This window comes from Achromobacter sp. FW305-C-28 (assembly GCF_058783235.1).
This window is the reverse complement of sequence record NZ_JBYSYL010000001.1, coordinates 967,797-986,033: the sequence shown is the minus strand read 5'-3', so window position 1 is coordinate 986,033 and position 18,237 is coordinate 967,797. Positions and strand designations below refer to the sequence as shown.

The following is an 18,237-nucleotide window of genomic DNA, read 5'->3' as shown; positions in this document are numbered from 1 at the left end:
GCCCACCCCATGGATCTCAAGCAGATCGAGTACTTCGTGCGCGTGGCCGAACGGCGCAGCTTTTCGCGCGCGGCCGAAATGCTGGACGTCGCCCAGCCCACCCTCAGCCGCCAGGTGCGGCTACTGGAACTGGAACTGGGCCAGCACCTGCTGTATCGCAATGGCCGCGGCGCCGAACCCACCGAGGCCGGGCTGCGCTTTCTGGACCACGCCCGCGCCCTGCTGGCCCTGGCCGACCGCGCCAAGCAAGACCTGCAGACCCTGCGCGAAACGCCCACCGGCAAAGTGGTGGTCGGCCTGCCCCCGCGCATTGCCCGCGTGCTGACCCCGCCCCTGGTGCAGGCGTTTCGCCGCCGCTTTCCCGACGCATCCATCGCGGTGGCCGAAGGCCTGAGCGCGCAGATGCGCGAATGGCTGCTGGCCGGCCGGGTCGACCTGGCGCTGCTGTACGACCCGGCGCCATCGCCGCAACTGGCCTATGAATCGCTGTTTCGCGAAAACCTGGTGCTGGTGGCGGCGGCCAACCACCAGCCGCCCCTGCCCGACCGTATCGCCGTAGCCGGGCTGGGCGCGTACCCGCTGGTGCTGCCCAGCCTGCCCAACGCCATCCGCACCCTGGTCGAAAGCGTCTGCCGCGCCCAGGGCGTGCGCTTGCAAGTGGCGGCCGAGGTGGACGCCGTGCAGACCATCGTGGAACTGGCCGCCCAGGGCGACGCCTACGCCATCCTGCCGCGCTCGGCGGCACGCGGGCCGGCAGCCGAACACGCGCTGTCGCTCAGCGGCATCGAGTCGCCGCCCATCACCAACAACCTGGTGCTGGCCAGCGCCCGCCATCGCCCCGCCACCCGGCTGGCGGCGGCCACCGGCGAACTGATCCGTCAATTGAATCTGGCCGCGCTGTTTGCGCCATGAAGGCGAGGCCGGCCCCAGCCTGGGGTTCCGGCACAGGCGCCCCCAACCGGGCAGCGCCCCCTGCGCGCTTCAGGGCGTGGGCTCGGCCTCGACGCTGAATGCCACCCGCGTCACCCCCGCGGCGCTGGCCGCCGACACCGTGCCGCCGTGCATCGCCGCCACCGCCTTGACGATGGCCAGGCCCAGGCCATGGCTGTGTTCGACCCCGTCGCCGCGACGCGCGGCGTCCACCCGGTAAAAGCGCTGGAACAGGTGCGGCAGGTGTTCGGGCGCAATCGGCGGTCCGGGGTTGCTGACCGCGATCTCCAGCATGCCGCCCTGCCGCGTGACGTCCACCGTGATCTCGGCGCCAGCCGACGAATACTGGATCGCGTTCTGCAGCAGGTTGGTCACCGCGCGCCGGAACAGCGCCGTGTCGATCAGTGCCACCGCGTCCCGCTCGCCCTGAATGCGCACGCGCATGCCCGCCTCGTCCAGCAGGAACTCGAAGAACTCGACGGTCTTGGCGACCTCGTCGGCCAGCACCGCGTGGATGCGGCCCGTGGCGGCCTCGCCCTGGTCGGCCCGGGCCAGGAACAGCATGTCGTTGATCATGGCGCGCAGGCGGTCAAGTTCTTCCAGGTTGGACTGCAGCACCTCTTGCAAGTCGCCGGAACTGCGCGGCCGCGACAGCGCCACCTGCGTCTGGCCGATCAGGTTGGTCAGCGGCGTGCGCAGTTCGTGCGCCACGTCCGCATTGAAAGCCTCGAGCTGGTTGTAGGCGCCTTCCAGCCGCGCCAGCGCGCCATTGAAAGACGTCGCCAGGTCTTCCAGCTCGACCGGCAACGCGGCCATGCTCAAGCGCTGCGACAAGGCGCTGGGGCGCAGCGCCCGGGCCTCGGCCGACAGCCGGTTCAGCGGCCGCAGGCCCAGCCGGGCCACCCAGAACCCCAACAGGCCCACAAGCAAGATAGCGGTCAGCGACAGCCCCGCCATGGCCCACAGGAAATACCGCAGCGTGTGCGCATACGGCGCCGAATCCATGCCGACGATCAGGCGCACCCGCGGCCGCTGCTGAAACGGTTCGACCGTGACGGTGATGGTCAACAGCGCATTTTCGCGATCGGGCAGCGTGATGCTGCCAAAGCCATCGGCGCGGCGTTCCAGCCGGTCGATGTCGGCCAGCCCCTTGCCGTATTCATAGGCCGGGTCATCGGACAGCACCCAGAACCGCAGGCTGCCGTCGGCCGGCGTCAGGGTATCGAGCTTGGCCTTGAAGCGGCCCCAGCGTTCCGGGTCGCCGCTGCGGGTCAGGGAATAGCTGACCTCGTGCGCCGTGGTGCGCAGCGCGTCCTGCTGGATGCGGTCCAGCTGGCGGTCCAGCACGCCGTACAGCGCCACGCCCGTCAACGCGAAGGTCGCCGCCGCCGCCACCGCGAACATGGCCACCAGCCGGGTTTTCAGCGACGATTTCATTCGGGCGACTCGCCGTCGCGCAGTTCCAGCACGTAGCCCATGCCGCGGATGGTGTGCAGCAGCTTGCGATCAAACGGCGCATCGACCTTGCCGCGCAGCCGCTTGATGGCCACCTCGACCACGTTGACGTTGCTGTCGAAGTTCATGTCCCAGACCAGTTCGGCGATGGCCGTCTTGGACAGGATTTCGCCCTGGCGCCTGGCCAGCACCGCCAGCAGCGCGAATTCCTTGGCGGTCAGGTCCAGCCGCGTGCCGGCGCGCCAGGCCTTGCGGCTGATCAGGTCGATCTGCAGGTCGCCGATGCGCAGGTGCACCGGTTCCTGGGCGCGGCCGCGGCGGGTCAGCGCCTGCAGCCGGGCCAGCAGTTCCAGGAAGGAAAACGGCTTGACCAGATAATCGTCGGCGCCGTCGTGCAGGCCGCGGATGCGGTCTTCGACGCCGTCGCGGGCGGTCAGCATGATGACCGGGGTCTGGCGCACGCTGCGCAGCGAGCGCAGCACCGCAAAGCCGTCCATGCCGGGCAGCATGGCGTCCAGCACGATCACGTCGTAGTCGTGCTCCAGCGCCAGGTGCTGGCCGTCGATGCCGTTGTGCGCCACATCGACCGCGCAGCCCTGTTCGCCCAGGCCTTTGCGCAGGTAATCCGCCGTCTTCAGTTCATCTTCGACTATCAGGATCTTCATCGCGGCCCCGCTAGGGTGTATCGACATGCACAGGCGCTTATTTTGACTCAACTCCCGGCCCAGGCTGCACCAGGGCGGCCTTGCGCGCGGCCCGCTCCTGCTTCTTGCGCATGTACCAGAAATGCGCCCGATCCAGGTACAGGTACACCACCGGCGTCGTGAACAGCGTCAACGCCTGCGACACGATCAGCCCGCCCACCATCGCATAGCCCAGCGGCCGGCGCAATTCCGACCCCTGGCCGTGGCTCAGCATCAGCGGCAGGCCGCTCAGCAGCGCGCACATGGTCGTCATCATGATCGGCCGGAACCGCAGCACGCACGCCTGGTAGATGGCCTCGGCCGGCGCCATGCCGTGCTCGCGCTCGGCCGTCAGGGCGAAGTCGATCATCATGATGCCATTCTTCTTGACGATGCCGATCAGCAAAATGATGCCGATCAGCGCGATCACGCTCAAGTCGTAGCCGCCCAGCATCAGGATCGCCAGCGCCCCCACCCCGGCCGACGGCAGGGTCGAAAGAATGGTCAGCGGGTGGATGTAGCTTTCATACAGCAGCCCCAGCACGATGTACACGGCGATCAGCGCGGCAGCGATCAGGTACGGCTGGCTCGACAGCGAATCGCCGAAGGCCTTGGCCGTGCCCTGGAACGCCCCCGTCAGGCTGGCCGGCACGCCCATCTGGGCCTGTGCCTGCTGGATCGCCTGCACCGCATCGCCCAGCGAGGCGCCCGGCGCCAGGTTGAACGAGATCGTCACCGCCGGGAACTGCCCCTGGTGGCTGATCGACAGGTATGCGGTCTTGTTGGTGTCCAGCTTGATGAAGGTCGACAGCGGCACCTGCTGGCCGGTCAGAGGCGAGGTCAGGTACAGCTTGGAGAACAGGTCCGGGTCCTGCTGCAGCTTGGGCGTCACCTCCAGCACCACGTGGTAGCTGTTGATCTGGGTGAAATACTGGGCCACCTGGCGCTGGCCGATGGCGTCGTAGATGGTGGCGTCGATCAGCGCCGGCGATATCCCGAACGACGAGGCCCGCGCCCGATCGATCGTGATGGACGCGGTCGCCGCGGCGTTCTGCTGGTCGGATGCCAGATCCGTCAGCACCGGCAATTCGCGGAACTTCGCCAGCAGCCGCGGCGCCCATACGTTCAACTCGTCCAGATTGGAATCGGTCAGGGTGTACTGGTACTGCGTGCGCGACAACCGCCCGCCAACGTTGATATCCTGCCCTGCCTGCATGAACAACGTCACGCCTTCCAGCTTGGCCAGCTGCGGCCGCAGGCGGGCGATGACCTCGTCGGCGGACGCCGTGCGGCCTTCGTCCTTGGGCTTCAGGCCGATGTAGAAGTTGCCCGTGTTGTAGGTGCTCTGGCTGCCGTTGAAACCGAAACTGGCGATGTCGGGGTCTTGCCGGATCACGTCGGCCATCTGGATCATGCGCTGGTTCATCAACGAGAACGATGAATCCTGCGCCGACTCGGCAAAGCCGAAGATGAAGCCCGTGTCCTGCTGCGGAAAAAAGCCCTTGGGAATCACCAGGAACAGCGCCACCGTGCAGCCCACGGTCGCCAGGAACACGCACAGCGTGGCGAACTGATGCCGCAGCACCAGCTTCAGGCCGCGCTCGTAGCCGTGCAGCATCGCATCGAAGCCGCGCTCGAACAGCAGGTACAGGCGGCCGTGGCGATCGCCGTGGTGGTTCTTCAGGTAGCGCGAACACAGCATCGGCGTCAGCGTCAGCGACACCAGCACCGACACCACGATGGTCAGCGTCACCGTCACCGCGAACTCGCGGAACAGCCGCCCCACGATGCCGCCCATCAGCAGCAGCGGAATGAACACCGCCACCAGCGACACCGAGATCGACACGATGGTGAAGCCGATTTCCCCCGCGCCCTTGTAGGCGGCCTCCATCGGCGACATGCCCGCCTCGACGTGGCGGTACACGTTTTCCAGCATCACGATGGCATCGTCCACCACGAAGCCCACCGCAATCGTCAGCGCCATCAGCGACAGGTTGTCCAGGCTGAAGCCCACCACGTACATGATGGCCGCCGTACCCATCAGCGCCAGCGGCACCGTCACGCAGGGAATCAGCGTGGCCGCCACGTTGCGCAGGAACAGAAAGATCACCAGCACCACCAGGATGATGGTCAGCGTCAGCGTGAATTCCACGTCCTGCACCGATGCCCGGATGGTCTGGGTGCGATCGATGATCGTGTTCACGTGCACCGACGGCGGAATCGACGCTTCCAGCTTGGGCAAGGCCGCGCGGATGCGGTCCACGGTGTCGATGACGTTGGCGCCCGGCTGCTTGCTGATCTGCAGCACGATCGAGCGGCCGTTGGTGATGGTGTTGTCGGCGGGCGCCGCGGGGCCGGCGTAGGCCCAGCCGGCCAGCTTGGTGTTTTCGGGCCCGTCCACCGCCACGCCCACGTCGCGCACCCGGATCGGCGCGCCGTTGCGGTAGGCCAGCACCATGTCGTTCCAGGGCGCCGCCGACAGCAGCTGGTCGTTCGTATAGGTGGTGAAACTCTGGCGCGGCCCGTCGATGGTGCCCTTGGGCTGGTTCACCGTGGTCGTCGCGATGACGCCGCGTATGTCTTCCAGGCTCAGCCCCAGCGCCGACAGCTTGCCGGGGTCCACCTGGATGCGCACGGCCGGCTTCTGCTGGCCGCCGATATTGACCAGGCCCACCCCCGAGATCTGCGAAATCTGCTGCGCCAGGATGTTGTCGGCGTAGTCGTTCACCTGGATCAGCGGCAGCGTGTCCGACTGCACCGCCATCACCATGATGGGCGCGTCCGCCGGATTGACCTTGCGAAAGGTCGGCGGGTTGGGCAGGTTGGCGGGCAACTGGCCGGTCGAGGCATTGATGGCGGCCTGCACGTCCACCGCCGCCGAATCGATGCTGCGGTTCAGGTCGAACTGCAGCGTGATCTGGGTCATGCCGATGGCGCTGACCGAGGTCATCTGCGACAGGCCCGCGATCAGCGAAAACTGGCGTTCCAGCGGCTGCGCCACGTTGGACGCCATGGTTTCCGGGCTGCCGCCCGGCAGGTTGGCCTGCACCTGGATGGTGGGAAAGTCCACCTGCGGCAGCGGCGCCACCGGCAACAGCGGCCAGGCCGCGATACCCACCAGCAGGATCGCCAGCGCCAGCAGCGACGTGCCGATCGGCCGTTTGATGAAGTTCGCTGAAATGCTCACTGGCCACCTCCCGCCGCCGGCGCCAGCTCGCGCACCTTGCTGCCCGGCTTGAGCTTGTACTGGCCATCCACCACCACGCGCTGGCCGGCCTTCACGCCTTCCTGGATCACCGCCAGGCCGTCCTGCATGCGTTCCACCTTGACCGGCTGCGCCTGGGCCACGCCCGCGCCGTCCACCGTGTACACGAAGGTGCCCGTCTGGCTGCGCTGAATCGCCGCCACCGGCAGCGTCACGGCGCTTTCGTGCTCATCCAGCACCAGCCGCGCGTTCACGTACTGGCCCGGCCACAGGCGATGCCGCGGGTTGTCGAAGCGCCCCTTCAGTTGCACCGTGCCGGTGGTCGTGTCGATCTGGTTGTTCAGCAGCACCAGCTGACCTTGTTCGAGCGGCTCATTGCTGCCGCGGGCATAGGCCACCACGGTCAGGGCCTGGCCCTTGTCCATGGCCGCCGTGATGCCCGGCACCGCCTCTTCCGGCAGGGAAAACAGCACGGTGATCGGGTCGATCTGGTTGATCACCACCAGGCCATTGGCGTCCGAGGCGTGCACGATATTGCCCGGGTCCACCAGCCGCGCCCCCACCCGGCCCGAGATCGGCGCCACGATGCGGGTGTAGTCCAGCTGCACGCGGGCATAGCTGATCAGCGCATCGTCCGTCTGCGTGGCCGCCTCCAGCTGCGCCACCAGGGCGCGCTGCGTGTCCAGCGTCTGCTGCGTCGCGGCGTCCTCGCGTTGCAGCCGGGTGTAGCGTTGCAGGTCCAGCCGCGCGTTCACCAGCGTGGCCTGGTCCTTGGCGCGCTGCGCCTGCGCCTGGGCCAATTGGGCCTGCAGCGCACGCGGATCGATGTTGGCAAGCACCTGGCCGGCCTTCACGTCCTGCCCCTCGACAAAGCCCACGCTGTCCAGCTGGCCATCGATGCGCGCCTTGACCGTCACGCTGGCCGCCGACGTCACCGTGCCCACGCCGGTCAGGTAGCGGGCCACGTCCTGCTGCTGCGCCAGCACCGTTGCCACCGGCACCACCGGCACCGCGACCGGCACCGCCTCGCCGCGCCCGCGCAGCAGCAGCCACGCCGCCAGCCCGCAGGCCGCCAGGGCCAGCACCAGCACCGCGGCCTTCTTGCCGCCCGCGCCCCGATGGGAAAAAGTGACCGCGTTGTCCATGGACTTACTCGTTCTGGGTAGAGGGTTTGTCGGCAGCCGTCGCTGCGGCAGCCGATGCTGCGGCAGCCGTCGCTGCGGCAGCCGTCGCTGCGGCAGCGGGCGCGCCGCCCGCCGCGGCCAGCGCCTGCGCATCCGGCGCATTCAGGGCGGACGCATTCCAGCCGCCGCCCACGGCCTTGATCAGCGCCACGCTGGCCACCATCTGGCGGCCGCGCAGTTGCACCGCATTGCGTTCGTTCGACAGCGTCAGCGCCTGCGCCGTGGCCACCGCCAGGAAAGTGGTGGTGCCCGCGCGGTACTGCGCCAGCGCCAACTGCTCGCTCAAGCGCGAAGCCGCCACCGCGTCGTCCTGCGCCCGCGCCTCGTCGTCCAGCACACGCAGCGTGGACAGGTTGTCCTCGACTTCCTGGAATGCGCCCAGCACTGTCTGCTTGTATTGCGCCGCGCTGGCATCGAACACCGCCACCGCCTGGGCATCCCGAGCGCGGCGCAGGCCGCCGTCGAATATCGTCTCGGCCAGCGCCGCCCCCAGCGACCAGACCCGGCCCGGCGCGTTGAACCATTGCGCGAAACTGGCCGCACCGAAGCCGCCCGCGGCCGACAGCACCAGCGACGGGAAATACGCGGCCCGCGCCACGCCGATGCCCGCATTGGCCGACGCCACCTGGCGCTCGGCCGCCGCGATATCGGGGCGCCGCTCCAGCAGATCCGACGGCAGGCCGGTCGGCACCTCGGGCACCCGGAACATCCAGGGCTGCCCGGCCGGCAGCGGCGCCAGGCTGAACTGCGCCGGCGCCCGGCCCGTCAGGATGGCGATGGCGTGTTCCAGCTGGTTGCGCGACACGTTCAGGTCGATCGCCTGGGCCTGGGCGGTCTTGAGTTGCGCCTCGGCCTGCGCCACGTCAGACCGCAACGCCACGCCCGCATCGTATTGGCTGCGCGTCAGCTTCAGCGTCCGTTCGTAGGCCTGCAAGGTGCGGGCGTACAGGTCTTTCTCGCGATCCACCGCCCGCAGTTGCAGGTAATCCTGCGCCAGCGCCGCCTGGATGCTCAGCCGCGCCGCTGCCAGGTTGGCCTCGCTGGCCTGGGTCGACGCATCGCTCGCCTCGACCTGGCGGCGCACCGCGCCCCACAGGTCCGGCTCCCACGACACATCGATCGCCGCCGCGTAGCTGTTGGACACCCCGATCACGCCGCTGCTCTTGGCCCGCGCACGCTGCGCCGACACATTGGCGCCCACCGTCGGCCAGAAACCCGCCCGGGCCGCGTCCGCCGCCGCCCGCGCCTGGCGGTATTGCGCCTGCGCCTGCTGCACCGTCTGGTTGGCCGCGTTGGCCGCCACGATCAGATCATTCAGGGTCGGATCACCATAGGCCTCCCACCAGGGCTGCCGGCCATCGATCACGCCCGGATTCGCCGTCTTCCATGGCCCCGATTCCTTGTAGCCGGACGGCAGGTCCATGGCCGGACGCTGATAGTCCGGCCCCACCGCACAGCCGGCCAGGGCCAGCAGGGCCGCCAGCCCCACCGCCGCCCGCCTGGGCGTTATCCGCTTGCCTGTGTTCATTTTTCTCGGCGCCGCCCGCGCGGCTGACAGTCAGTACGGCCCCACTGTAGAAAGCCCAGCGGGACCGCACGCTGTCCGCTCCCTGACAATTCGGACAGGTTGGCGTCCGGCAGACCCTGCGCGGCCCCACGCCCGGCCCCCCTGCCCGACTCCCGCCCGGGAGCCCCTGCCGCACCCGCCGCCCGCCCGGATCAAAAGAGTTAAAATAGCGGTCTGATTTCTTGTTTGGCGGCCTGTTGCTGTCAAAGTCTGCTGTCAAAGCCCCGTTGGCGTCTTACCTCAAACAATGACCACTATCCTCCCGAACCTTCCCACCGGCCAGAAGGTCGGCATCGCCTTCTCCGGCGGCCTCGACACCAGCGCCGCGCTGCTCTGGATGCGCAACAACGGCGCCATCCCGTACGCCTACACCGCCAACCTCGGCCAGCCCGACGAAGCCGACTACGACGAGATCCCCCGCAAGGCCCTGGCCTACGGTGCCGAAAACGCCCGCTTGATCGACTGCCGTGCGCAGCTCGTGGCCGAAGGCATCGCCGCCCTGCAGGCCGGCGCCTTCCACATCTCCACCGCCGGCATCACCTACTTCAACACCACGCCCATCGGTCGCGCCGTCACCGGCACCATGCTCGTGGCCGCCATGAAGGAAGACAACGTCAACATCTGGGGCGACGGCAGCACCTTCAAGGGCAACGACATCGAGCGTTTCTACCGCTACGGCCTGCTCACCAACCCCGACCTCAAGATCTACAAGCCCTGGCTCGACCAGCGCTTCATCGACGAACTCGGCGGCCGTTCGGAAATGTCCGAATACATGCGCCAGGCCGGCTTCGACTACAAGATGTCGGCTGAAAAGGCCTACTCCACCGACTCGAACCTGCTGGGCGCCACCCACGAAGCCAAAGACCTCGAGCACCTGAACTCCGGCATCCGCATCGTCAAGCCCATCATGGGCGTCGCCTTCTGGCGCGACGACGTCGTCGTCAAGGCCGAAGAAGTCACCGTGCGCTTCGAAGAAGGCCAGCCCGTCGCCCTGAACGGCGTCGAATACAGCGACCCCGTCGAACTGCTGCTCGAAGCCAACCGCATCGGCGGCCGCCACGGCCTGGGCATGAGCGACCAGATCGAAAACCGCATCATCGAAGCCAAGAGCCGCGGCATCTACGAAGCCCCCGGCCTGGCCCTGCTGTTCATCGCCTACGAACGCCTGGTCACCGGCATCCACAACGAAGACACCATCGAGCAATACCGCGAAAGCGGCCGCAAGCTCGGCCGCCTGCTGTACCAAGGCCGCTGGTTCGACCCCCAAGCCATCATGCTGCGCGAAACCGCCCAACGCTGGGTCGCTCGTGCCATCACCGGCGAAGTCACCCTCGAACTGCGCCGCGGCAACGACTACTCGCTGCTCAACACCGAATCGCCCAACCTGACGTACGCCCCTGAGCGCCTGTCGATGGAAAAGGTCGAAAACGCCCCCTTCACCCCCGCCGACCGCATCGGCCAGCTCACCATGCGCAACCTCGACATCGTCGACACCCGCGAAAAGCTGTTCACCTACGTGAAGACCGGCCTGCTCTCCTCCTCCGGCACCTCGCTGCCCCAGCTGAAGGACGAGGCCAAGAAGAAGTAATTCTTCCCGCCCAACAAGAAGCCCCTCGGCACAACATGCCGAGGGGCTTTTTCATTTCAGGCACATCCGCTCACCACCAACAGCAGTCCGTAAGCCGCTATCAGCCAATTCCCCGGGTTCCCTGGCTGGCTGATGACAGAGGGCTGGTAGTCCAAGTCACTCGCCGCCAACAAAGCCAGCAACCTCACGCGCTCCACCACCCAAACGCCAAAAAAGGCCGCCCGCGCGGCCGACTTTGGCAGCCCCGCAAGACCTTCCGTCCCAAGAAGACTCTAGGCCAAATCGCCAAGCACACCATCCTCCCCAGCATCCGCCAGGCCAGGCACATCAAAGCCTGCTGCGTTGGCGCTGCGGGGTACGCGGGGCGTGTAGATGCGCCCGACGGAATCCGAAGGAGTCGCCGAAGGCGAGGACGAGGATGAGAACGGGGAAGTCCGGAGCGAAGGCTCCGGACCGCAATCGTAGCCCCGCGTACCCCGCAGCGCCAACGCAGCGGGCGTCTTAAGAACCCACCACCGCCGCAAGACCACAACCCCCCCTAAAGTTCAACCTGCATCCCCATCTCAACCACCCGATTAGCAGGAATCTTGAAGAACTTGGTACTACGCGTAGAGTTCCGAGCCATGAACGAAAACACCGCTCGCCGCCACCGCCAAAGCGCCGGCTTCTTCGCCGCCACCACCGTCTGCCGCGACAGGAAATAAGACGTCCGCATCGGTTCAAGATCCAGCTCCGGATAAGCCTCCGCCACCAGGCGCAGCGCCTCCGGCACATCCGGATCCTCCTTGAACCCGTAATTGATCGTCGCCGCCCAGCTGGACGCGCTCAGCTTGTGCACCGAAAAGCGCTCTTCCGGCGAAATGTACGGCACGTCCGCCACCAGAATCGTCAGGAACAGCACATGGTCATGCAGCACCTTGTTGTGCTTCAGATTGTGCAGCAAGGCCGGCGGCACATTGCCCGAATTCATCGTCATGAAGATCGCCGTGCCCGGCACCCGAGACGGCGGGTATTCCTCGAGCTGCTCCATGAATTCCTTGAGCGGCTGACGATCACGCTGCTGCATCTCCGACAGCAGCCGGCGCCCGCGCCGCCACGTCATCATCAGCGTGAACACCACGATCGCCACCACCAGCGGCAACCAGCCGCCTTCGTGGATCTTGAACACATTGGCCGAAAACAGCAGCACGTCGAACAGCAACAGCAAGCCCAGCACCACGAACCACAGCATCCGCTTGGCCCCCGTCGTGCCGCGCGGCAGCACCGCGAACGCCAGCACCGACGTCGTCAGCATCGTGCCCGTCACCGCAAAACCGTAAGCCGCCGCCAGGTTGTCCGAATTACGGAACAGCAGCACCAGCACCAGCACCGCGCACAGCAGCAGCGCATTGACCTGCGGCAGGTAGATCTGGCCCTTCTCAATGGCCGACGTATGCAGGATCTGCATGCGCGGCCAGAAGCCCAATTGCACCGCCTGGCGCGTCACCGAATACGCGCCCGAAATCACCGCCTGCGACGCCACGATCGTCGCCACCGTCGCCAGCGCCACCAAGGGCGCCAGGCCCCACTCAGGCGCCATCATGAAGAACGGATTGCGGATGGCAGTCGGGTCGCGAAGCAGCAACGCGCCCTGGCCGAAATAACACAGCGTCAGCGCCGGCAGCACCATGCTGAACCAGGCGCTGCGGATGGCCGGACGACCAAAGTGGCCCATGTCCGCATACAGCGCCTCGGCGCCGGTCAGCGCCAGCACCACCGCACCCAGCAGCACGAAGCTGATCCACGGAAACTCGACAATGAAGCGCAGCCCCCACATCGGGTTCAGCGCCGCCAGCACCTCGGGCGTCTGCCAGATCTGCCAGCCCCCCAGGGCCGCCAGCGTGCCGAACCACAGCAGCATCACCGGCCCGAACAGCTTGCCCATCGCCCCCGTGCCATGCGACTGGATCGCGAACAACGCCACCAGCACCACCAGCGCCAGCGGCACCACCCACGCGTCCAGCGTGTGCGACACGATGCTGATTCCTTCCAGCGCCGACAGCACCGAAATCGCAGGCGTGATCATGCTGTCGCCATAGAACAGCGCCGCCCCAAAAATGCCCAGCACGATCAGCACCCAGCGCAGCTTGCCATCGCGGTTGCGCACCGCCAGCTCCAGCAGTGCCAGCGTGCCGCCTTCGCCGCGGTTGTCCGCCCGCAGGATCAGCGTCACATACTTCAGCGACACCACCACCATCAGCATCCAGAACAGGATGGACAGCACGCCCAGCAAATGGGCCGGCTCCAGGTCGGTGTGCACGCTCAGCCCGGTCAGGCAGGCCCGCAGCGTATACAGCGGGCTGGTGCCGATGTCGCCATACACCACCCCCAGCGCCCCCAGGATGAGCGCCGCGCGCGAAGACGGCGCATGGCCGGCAGCCGGGTGGCCGGGGGGCGAGGTAGGAACGCTAGCCGTACCTTGGCTCATGATGTGGGTTCTTGCCGAGTGAGTTGAGCCCCTTTGCGGGGGCCGGGGAACACGACGGAAAGCCGGGTTCCGGAAAAATCCGGGCGGCTGGTGAGCTTCCACCAGGCGCCGTGCGCATGCGCGATCTCGCGCACGATGGCCAGCCCCAGGCCCGACCCGCCGGCCGTGACCGTGGGCGAACGGTAGAACGCCTCGAACACGCGATCGCGCTCTTCGGGCGGAATGCCGGGGCCGTCGTCCTCGACCGTCAGCGACGGCGGGTTGGCGCCCACGATCAGGGTGATCTTGCCGGTCGCGTTGCCGTAGCGCAGCGCGTTGTCGATCAGGTTGCCAAGCAGCTCGGCCAGCAGCAACGGGTCGGCGTCGATCCAGATCGGGGCGTCGGGCGCCACCAGGTCCAGTTCATAGCGGGCTTCGCGCACCCGCGGAAACCACTCGGCGCCATGCGCCCGCACCCATTCGCACAGGTCGATGCGCACAAAGCTGTCCTGCGGCCGGGCATTGGGGTCGGCGCGCGCCAGCACCAGCAACTGCTGGCCCAGGCGGATCATGCGGTCGCTGACCGCCTTGATGCGTTCGGCGCGGGCGCGCACGTCATCAGGCAAGGGCCGCGCCAGCATCAGTTCGGATTCCAGCCGCAGGCCCGACAGCGGCGTGCGCAACTGGTGGGCGGCATGGCCGATGAAGCGGCGCTGCGCCGCCAGCGACGCATCCAGCCGCAGCAGCAGGTCGTTGGTGTGGGTGACCAGGGGTTCGATCTCGACGGGCACGCCGGCCACTTCCAGCGGCTGCATATCGTCGATGGAGCGCTGCCGGATTTCCTCGGACAGGTGGTTCACCGAGCGCAGGCCCGAGCGCACGCCCTGCACCACCACCCAGGTGAACAGCCCGATCAGCGCCACCTGCCCCACCACCATCAGCCAGAAGAAGTCTTCCAGCATCCAGATCGACATGTCGATCTTGTGGGTGATGACCCAGGTCGCGGCCAGGTCCAGCAGCACCAGCAACAGGATCGGCGGCATCAGCCGGATGACCAGATGCCGCGCAAGCGAACGGGAGGGGAGCAAGGGGCGCGAGGCCGGGGGAGAGGGAGGAGTGCGTTCGTGCGTCATGACGCGGTGCCCTCGTTTAGGCGGCAGTGGCGTCCGGCCGCCGCAGGCCGGCTACGCCTGCCGGCGTGGGGCAGCCAGGCAGGCCGTCAGGCCGTTTCCACATCCAGCATGTAGCCGAAACCGCGCACCGTCTGGATGCTGGCGCCCGTGCCTTCCAGGCGCTTGCGCAGGCGGTAGACATAGACTTCGACGGCGTTTTCGCTGAAATCGGCGTCCCAGGCGGACAGCGAATTCACGATCTGGCGCTTGGTGACCACGCGGCCCACGCGAGCCATCAGCATTTCCAGGACGGACAACTCGCGCACCGACAGCGACAGGCGCTGGCCGTTGGCCCGGACTTCGCGGCCGACGGTGTCGAACACCAGCGGGCCGACTTCGATCAGGGGCTGCGCCTGCCCTGCCCTGCGGCGGCCGAAGGCGCGCACACGGGCGGCCAGCTCGGGCAGCTCGAAAGGCTTGGTGACGTAGTCGTCGGCGCCGGCATCCAGGCCGGCGACGCGATCTTCGATGCCGTCGCGGGCCGTCAGGATCAGGACCGGAACCTGGTTGCCGTCCTGGCGCAACTGGCGCAGGACATCCAGGCCGCTCATGCCGGGCAGATTGAGGTCGAGCAGCATCAGGTCATACGGCTGGCCTGCCAGCGCGCCCAGAACCCGGTCGCCCTCTGTCAGCCAGTCGACCGCATAACCCTGGTCGGCCAGAAATTCCTGGAGCGCATGGCCCAGGGTGGTGTCGTCTTCGATTACCAGAACTCGCATGCCGCGATTCTAGCGCGATCCCAAAAAAAAGGGGCGCGAAATGCGCCCCTTTTCCCAGGAAACGTTCACTTGCCGGCCGGCGCCGGGGCCGGGGCACCCGCCGGCGCGTCGGCCGAGGCGGCTCCGCCCGAGGGCGGCGTGGTGACGAAACCGATGCGCGTCATGCCCGAACGACGGGCCGAGGCCATGACCTTGGCCAGGGTCTCGTAACGGGTGTTCTGGTCGGCGCGAATGCGGATTTCGGGTTGCGGCTTGGTGCCGGCGATCGACTTGAAGCGGTTCGGCAGGTCGTCGATATTGACCGGCTTCTCGTCCCAGAACAGCGCGCCGCTGGCATCGATGGCCAGGTCCACGGTCTTGGGTTCTTCCTCGATCTGCTCGGCAGCCACCTGGGGCATGTTGATCTTGATCGAGTGCGCCAGCAGTGGCGCCGTGATGATGAAGATCACCAGCAGCACCAGCATGACGTCGATCAGGGGCACCATGTTGATCTCGGAAACCGTGTGGCTTCCGGACCCTTTTCCCTCGAAGCTGCCAAAAGCCATTATTCGCTCCCGCGTTGAGCCGCGGCGCCGTTAGCGTGCTGGCGGCGCAGGGCACGCACCTTGCCGTCGGACAGGGCCACTTGCTGGCCGGTCGTCAGGAAGGCGAACAGATCGTGCGCGAAGGCATCCAGGCGCGACAGGAACACGCGGTTGTTGCGCACGAAGGTGTTGTAGGCCAGCACGGCCGGGATGGCAACTGCCAGGCCCAGGCCGGTCATGATCAGGGCCTCGCCCACCGGACCGGCGATGCGGTTGATGGTGACGCCATCGGACAGGCCGATGCCGACCAGCGCGTGGTACACGCCCCACACCGTGCCGAACAGGCCGACGAACGGCGCCGTCGAACCCACCGAAGCCAGCACCGTCAGGCCGTTTTCCAGCTTGGCGGTTTCTTCGTCGATCACCTTGCGCATCGTGCGGGTGACGAAATCGGTGTTCGAACCGGCTTCTTCCAGCTTGGTGGCGCCGAACTTGCTGTGGTGCGCCTGCGCGTGCATGGCATGGCTGGCCAGGTGCGAGAACGGGTCACGCGCGCCATGCGTCGAGATTTCGTGCTCGACCTGTTCGAGCGAGCTGGCGTTCCAGAACTTGTTCAGGAAGTCGGCCGAGCGCTTGCGCATGCTGACGTTGCTGGCGACCTTGACCAGGATCAGGTACCAGGTCACCAGCGACATCAGGATCAGGATGATGAACAGGCTCTTGCCCACGAAGTCGCTCTGGGCGACGAAGTGCAGGAAGCCCATGTCGGGGACGGCCGCCGGCGCGGGCGCCGCGGGCATCGCGGCGGCTGCGGTGTGCAGCGCGTCCGTGGCTTGCTGGACGGTGCCGGCAGCCTGCTGGGCGACGCCGCCAGCCGTAGCGGCGGCCTGCTGGGCAGCGGGCGCGGCGGCGGCAGCAGCCGGCGCTGCTGCCGGGCTGGTGGTCGCCTGCGCCACCAGGGTGGCGCTGTGCATTGCGTTGGACATCTCAGTTCCTCATTACGAAATCGAACGGAATTTTTGCTTTGGCAGGGTAAGCCACGCCATTGCGGGTATACGGTTTGAAACGGCCCTTGCGAGCGGCGGCCAGCGCCGATTCGTCAAGCCTCGGGAAGCCCGAAGACACGTCGATGGTCGCCCGCTCGACGAGACCCTGGGTATTGATTTCCACCAGCACCATGACCCGGCCCTCTTCCCGCATGCGGCGCGACGCCATCGGGTAGTTGGGCATGGGTCGCGCGCCCTGGAACTCGATGCTGGACACCAGCACGGGCTGGTCCGGCGGCGGACCCTGCTGCGGACCCTGCGGCGCCTGCGTACCTTCCGGCGCACCTGCCGGCGGCGTCTGCACCGGCGGCGTTTCCGTCTTGGGTTCGGGCTTGGCTTCCTGCTTGGGCTGGGGCTTGGGTTTGGGCTTGGGTTTGGGCTTGGGCGCCGGCATTGGCGGCTTCTCGACCACCGGTTCGGGCTCGGGTTCAGGCTCGGGCTTGAGCTCGGGTTCCGGCTCGGGCTCGGGTTCGACCTCGGGCTGCGGCGGCGGCGTTTCAACGACCGGCTGCGGCGGTTCCGGTGTGGGCTCGGCTTTGGCGATCTGGGGAATGGGCGCGTCGACCACACTCACCATGATGGCCTCGGGTTCCTCCAATTCAGGACGGCTTGCGGGTGCCATGTAAACGGCGTAGACCACTGCGGCGTGTAGCGCAACGACCGCCAGGCCAGCGCCTGCGCGAATACCAAATGAAGACGTCGGAGTAGAGTTCAAACCACGTTGAAAGCTAGGCATGAATCAGCCAGGGTGCATTAACTTATCTGGCCAGCCAGAAAAAGACGCGCGCCCGAAGGCGCCGCCGGCTGACCGGTACAAGCCGAACATCATATCTTAAATGCGAATGATTCGCACGCCATATTTCAGCTGGAACAGAGTAACACCTCTTGATGCAGCTCAAAATAGGATCGGTTCGCACACTGCCTGCTACATAGCGCGCGCAAAACAAAAAACCCGCCACGGCGAGGTGTGCGGGTTTTGGATCGGGCCATTATTTCGGCCTGAGCGGTGCAAAGACCGCTGAATGCTTCTGGTGGGTGCTACAGGGGTCGAACCTGTGACCTACGCCTTGTAAGGGCGCCGCTCTACCAACTGAGCTAAGCACCCGTCTTGGTTGCGGATTTCGACTTTGCGAAAAACGCCTGCCGGGGTACTCAAAAGCAATACGCGGGCCGGAGTATACCGGACCGCGTACCTGTCGGCAAATCACCGGGCGACGCGGCCGCGGAGATTCGCCATGCCGTCTTAGTTGACGGCGTCCTTCAGGGCCTTGCCCGGACGGAACTTCGGCACCTTGGCCTTCTTGATCTTGATGGTTTCACCCGTGCGCGGGTTGCGGCCGGTGCGCGCGGCGCGGGCCGACACAGCAAACGTGCCAAAGCCCACCAGGGTGACCGTACCGCCCTTCTTCAGGGTGGTCTTGACGGCACCGATCAGGGCGTCGAGCGAACGACCGGCGGCAGCCTTGGAGATATCGGCCTTGCTGGCGATGTGATCGATGAGTTCGGTTTTGTTCATTCAGGTGTACCCCTCACAAGGTATGGAGTCTGCCGGGAGTGCAGTTCATGGCTGTCATGGGAAGGCCACGACTTGACGCGAAGACCCGACAAACGACGAACAGACTAGTGGATAAACTTTTTCTTGCGCTGCAAAGCACAACTTTTAAACTGCTGCGCCGCTTGGGTTTCAAGGGCTTTCGAGCCCTCAAACCGTCAGCGAC

General features: G+C 66.7%; 14 protein-coding genes and 1 tRNA gene. 2 read left to right on the top strand and 13 right to left on the bottom strand.

What is annotated here, in order from left to right:
• The first annotated feature begins 9 nt into the window (after positions 1 to 9).
• Positions 10 to 912 (top strand): LysR substrate-binding domain-containing protein, encoded by a 903-nt coding sequence (locus AC3WMR_RS04600; RefSeq protein WP_492262809.1) that lies wholly within the window; start codon positions 10 to 12, stop codon positions 910 to 912.
• Between the two features lie 69 nt (positions 913 to 981).
• Here AC3WMR_RS04600 and AC3WMR_RS04595 read toward each other — a convergent pair whose 3' ends face one another.
• From AC3WMR_RS04595 to AC3WMR_RS04575, 5 genes are read right to left on the bottom strand one after another with little or no spacing between them, the layout of a single operon-like run.
• Positions 982 to 2,367, bottom strand: coding sequence for a heavy metal sensor histidine kinase (locus AC3WMR_RS04595; RefSeq protein ID WP_492262808.1), 1,386 nt, complete (start codon positions 2,365 to 2,367; stop codon positions 982 to 984).
• Positions 2,364 to 3,050 (bottom strand): heavy metal response regulator transcription factor, encoded by a 687-nt coding sequence (locus AC3WMR_RS04590; RefSeq protein ID WP_492262807.1) that lies wholly within the window; start codon positions 3,048 to 3,050, stop codon positions 2,364 to 2,366. The genes AC3WMR_RS04595 and AC3WMR_RS04590 overlap by 4 nt, the downstream gene beginning before the upstream one ends.
• A gap of 37 nt (positions 3,051 to 3,087) precedes the next feature.
• On the bottom strand, positions 3,088 to 6,255 hold the full coding sequence (locus AC3WMR_RS04585) for an efflux RND transporter permease subunit (RefSeq protein ID WP_492262806.1): 3,168 nt from the start codon (positions 6,253 to 6,255) through the stop codon (positions 3,088 to 3,090).
• Complete coding sequence (locus tag AC3WMR_RS04580; protein WP_492262805.1) at positions 6,252 to 7,418, bottom strand: efflux RND transporter periplasmic adaptor subunit; 1,167 nt, start codon at positions 7,416 to 7,418, stop codon at positions 6,252 to 6,254. The genes AC3WMR_RS04585 and AC3WMR_RS04580 overlap by 4 nt, the downstream gene beginning before the upstream one ends.
• Positions 7,419 to 7,422: 4 nt before the next feature.
• A complete protein-coding gene (locus AC3WMR_RS04575; protein WP_492262804.1) occupies positions 7,423 to 8,985 on the bottom strand; it encodes an efflux transporter outer membrane subunit in 1,563 nt (520 codons plus the stop codon).
• 286 nt (positions 8,986 to 9,271) lie between these two features.
• Here AC3WMR_RS04575 and argG point away from each other — a divergent pair, with 286 nt between their 5' ends.
• Entirely contained in the window at positions 9,272 to 10,612 is a 1,341-nt protein-coding gene (gene argG, locus AC3WMR_RS04570; protein ID WP_175220825.1) for an argininosuccinate synthase, read from the top strand.
• Positions 10,613 to 11,150: 538 nt separating this feature from the next.
• On the opposite strand, the gene AC3WMR_RS04565 is transcribed toward argG, so the two are convergent.
• The 8 genes from AC3WMR_RS04565 to AC3WMR_RS04530 all read right to left on the bottom strand — a co-directional run bounded on the left by AC3WMR_RS04565 (position 11,151) and on the right by AC3WMR_RS04530 (position 18,035).
• Positions 11,151 to 13,079, bottom strand: a complete 1,929-nt coding sequence (locus AC3WMR_RS04565; RefSeq protein WP_492262803.1) for a potassium transporter Kup — start codon at positions 13,077 to 13,079, stop codon at positions 11,151 to 11,153.
• On the bottom strand, positions 13,076 to 14,191 hold the full coding sequence (locus AC3WMR_RS04560) for a sensor histidine kinase (protein WP_175194722.1): 1,116 nt from the start codon (positions 14,189 to 14,191) through the stop codon (positions 13,076 to 13,078). The genes AC3WMR_RS04565 and AC3WMR_RS04560 overlap by 4 nt, the downstream gene beginning before the upstream one ends.
• Before the next feature lie 86 nt (positions 14,192 to 14,277).
• The gene (locus tag AC3WMR_RS04555; protein WP_006218435.1) at positions 14,278 to 14,949 is read right to left on the bottom strand and encodes a response regulator transcription factor; all 672 of its coding nucleotides are present in this window, start codon (positions 14,947 to 14,949) and stop codon (positions 14,278 to 14,280) included.
• A gap of 65 nt (positions 14,950 to 15,014) precedes the next feature.
• The gene (locus tag AC3WMR_RS04550; RefSeq protein WP_492262802.1) at positions 15,015 to 15,494 is read right to left on the bottom strand and encodes an ExbD/TolR family protein; all 480 of its coding nucleotides are present in this window, start codon (positions 15,492 to 15,494) and stop codon (positions 15,015 to 15,017) included.
• Entirely contained in the window at positions 15,494 to 16,459 is a 966-nt protein-coding gene (locus AC3WMR_RS04545; protein ID WP_492262801.1) for a MotA/TolQ/ExbB proton channel family protein, read from the bottom strand. The genes AC3WMR_RS04550 and AC3WMR_RS04545 overlap by 1 nt, the downstream gene beginning before the upstream one ends.
• A gap of 1 nt (position 16,460) precedes the next feature.
• Entirely contained in the window at positions 16,461 to 17,255 is a 795-nt protein-coding gene (locus tag AC3WMR_RS04540) for an energy transducer TonB (RefSeq protein WP_492262800.1), read from the bottom strand.
• A gap of 293 nt (positions 17,256 to 17,548) precedes the next feature.
• Positions 17,549 to 17,624, bottom strand: a tRNA-Val gene (locus AC3WMR_RS04535).
• Between the two features lie 138 nt (positions 17,625 to 17,762).
• Positions 17,763 to 18,035: an HU family DNA-binding protein gene (locus AC3WMR_RS04530; protein ID WP_003812968.1), complete on the bottom strand. Its 273-nt coding sequence runs from the start codon at positions 18,033 to 18,035 to the stop codon at positions 17,763 to 17,765.
• Positions 18,036 to 18,237 lie beyond the last annotated feature (202 nt).

Excerpts from the sequence above, each read along its gene's own strand:
- AC3WMR_RS04600 (WP_492262809.1), top strand. The coding sequence starts at position 10 with ATGGATCTCAAGCAGATCGAGTACTTCGTGCGCGTGGCCGAACGGCGC.
- AC3WMR_RS04595 (WP_492262808.1), bottom strand. The coding sequence starts at position 2,367 with ATGAAATCGTCGCTGAAAACCCGGCTGGTGGCCATGTTCGCGGTGGCG.
- AC3WMR_RS04590 (WP_492262807.1), bottom strand. The coding sequence starts at position 3,050 with ATGAAGATCCTGATAGTCGAAGATGAACTGAAGACGGCGGATTACCTG.
- AC3WMR_RS04580 (WP_492262805.1), bottom strand. The coding sequence starts at position 7,418 with ATGGACAACGCGGTCACTTTTTCCCATCGGGGCGCGGGCGGCAAGAAG.
- AC3WMR_RS04575 (WP_492262804.1), bottom strand. The coding sequence starts at position 8,985 with ATGAACACAGGCAAGCGGATAACGCCCAGGCGGGCGGCGGTGGGGCTG.
- argG (WP_175220825.1), top strand. The coding sequence starts at position 9,272 with ATGACCACTATCCTCCCGAACCTTCCCACCGGCCAGAAGGTCGGCATC.
- AC3WMR_RS04565 (WP_492262803.1), bottom strand. The coding sequence starts at position 13,079 with ATGAGCCAAGGTACGGCTAGCGTTCCTACCTCGCCCCCCGGCCACCCG.
- AC3WMR_RS04560 (WP_175194722.1), bottom strand. The coding sequence starts at position 14,191 with ATGACGCACGAACGCACTCCTCCCTCTCCCCCGGCCTCGCGCCCCTTG.
- AC3WMR_RS04555 (WP_006218435.1), bottom strand. The coding sequence starts at position 14,949 with ATGCGAGTTCTGGTAATCGAAGACGACACCACCCTGGGCCATGCGCTC.
- AC3WMR_RS04550 (WP_492262802.1), bottom strand. The coding sequence starts at position 15,494 with ATGGCTTTTGGCAGCTTCGAGGGAAAAGGGTCCGGAAGCCACACGGTT.
- AC3WMR_RS04545 (WP_492262801.1), bottom strand. The coding sequence starts at position 16,459 with ATGTCCAACGCAATGCACAGCGCCACCCTGGTGGCGCAGGCGACCACC.
- AC3WMR_RS04540 (WP_492262800.1), bottom strand. The coding sequence starts at position 17,255 with ATGCCTAGCTTTCAACGTGGTTTGAACTCTACTCCGACGTCTTCATTT.
- AC3WMR_RS04530 (WP_003812968.1), bottom strand. The coding sequence starts at position 18,035 with ATGAACAAAACCGAACTCATCGATCACATCGCCAGCAAGGCCGATATC.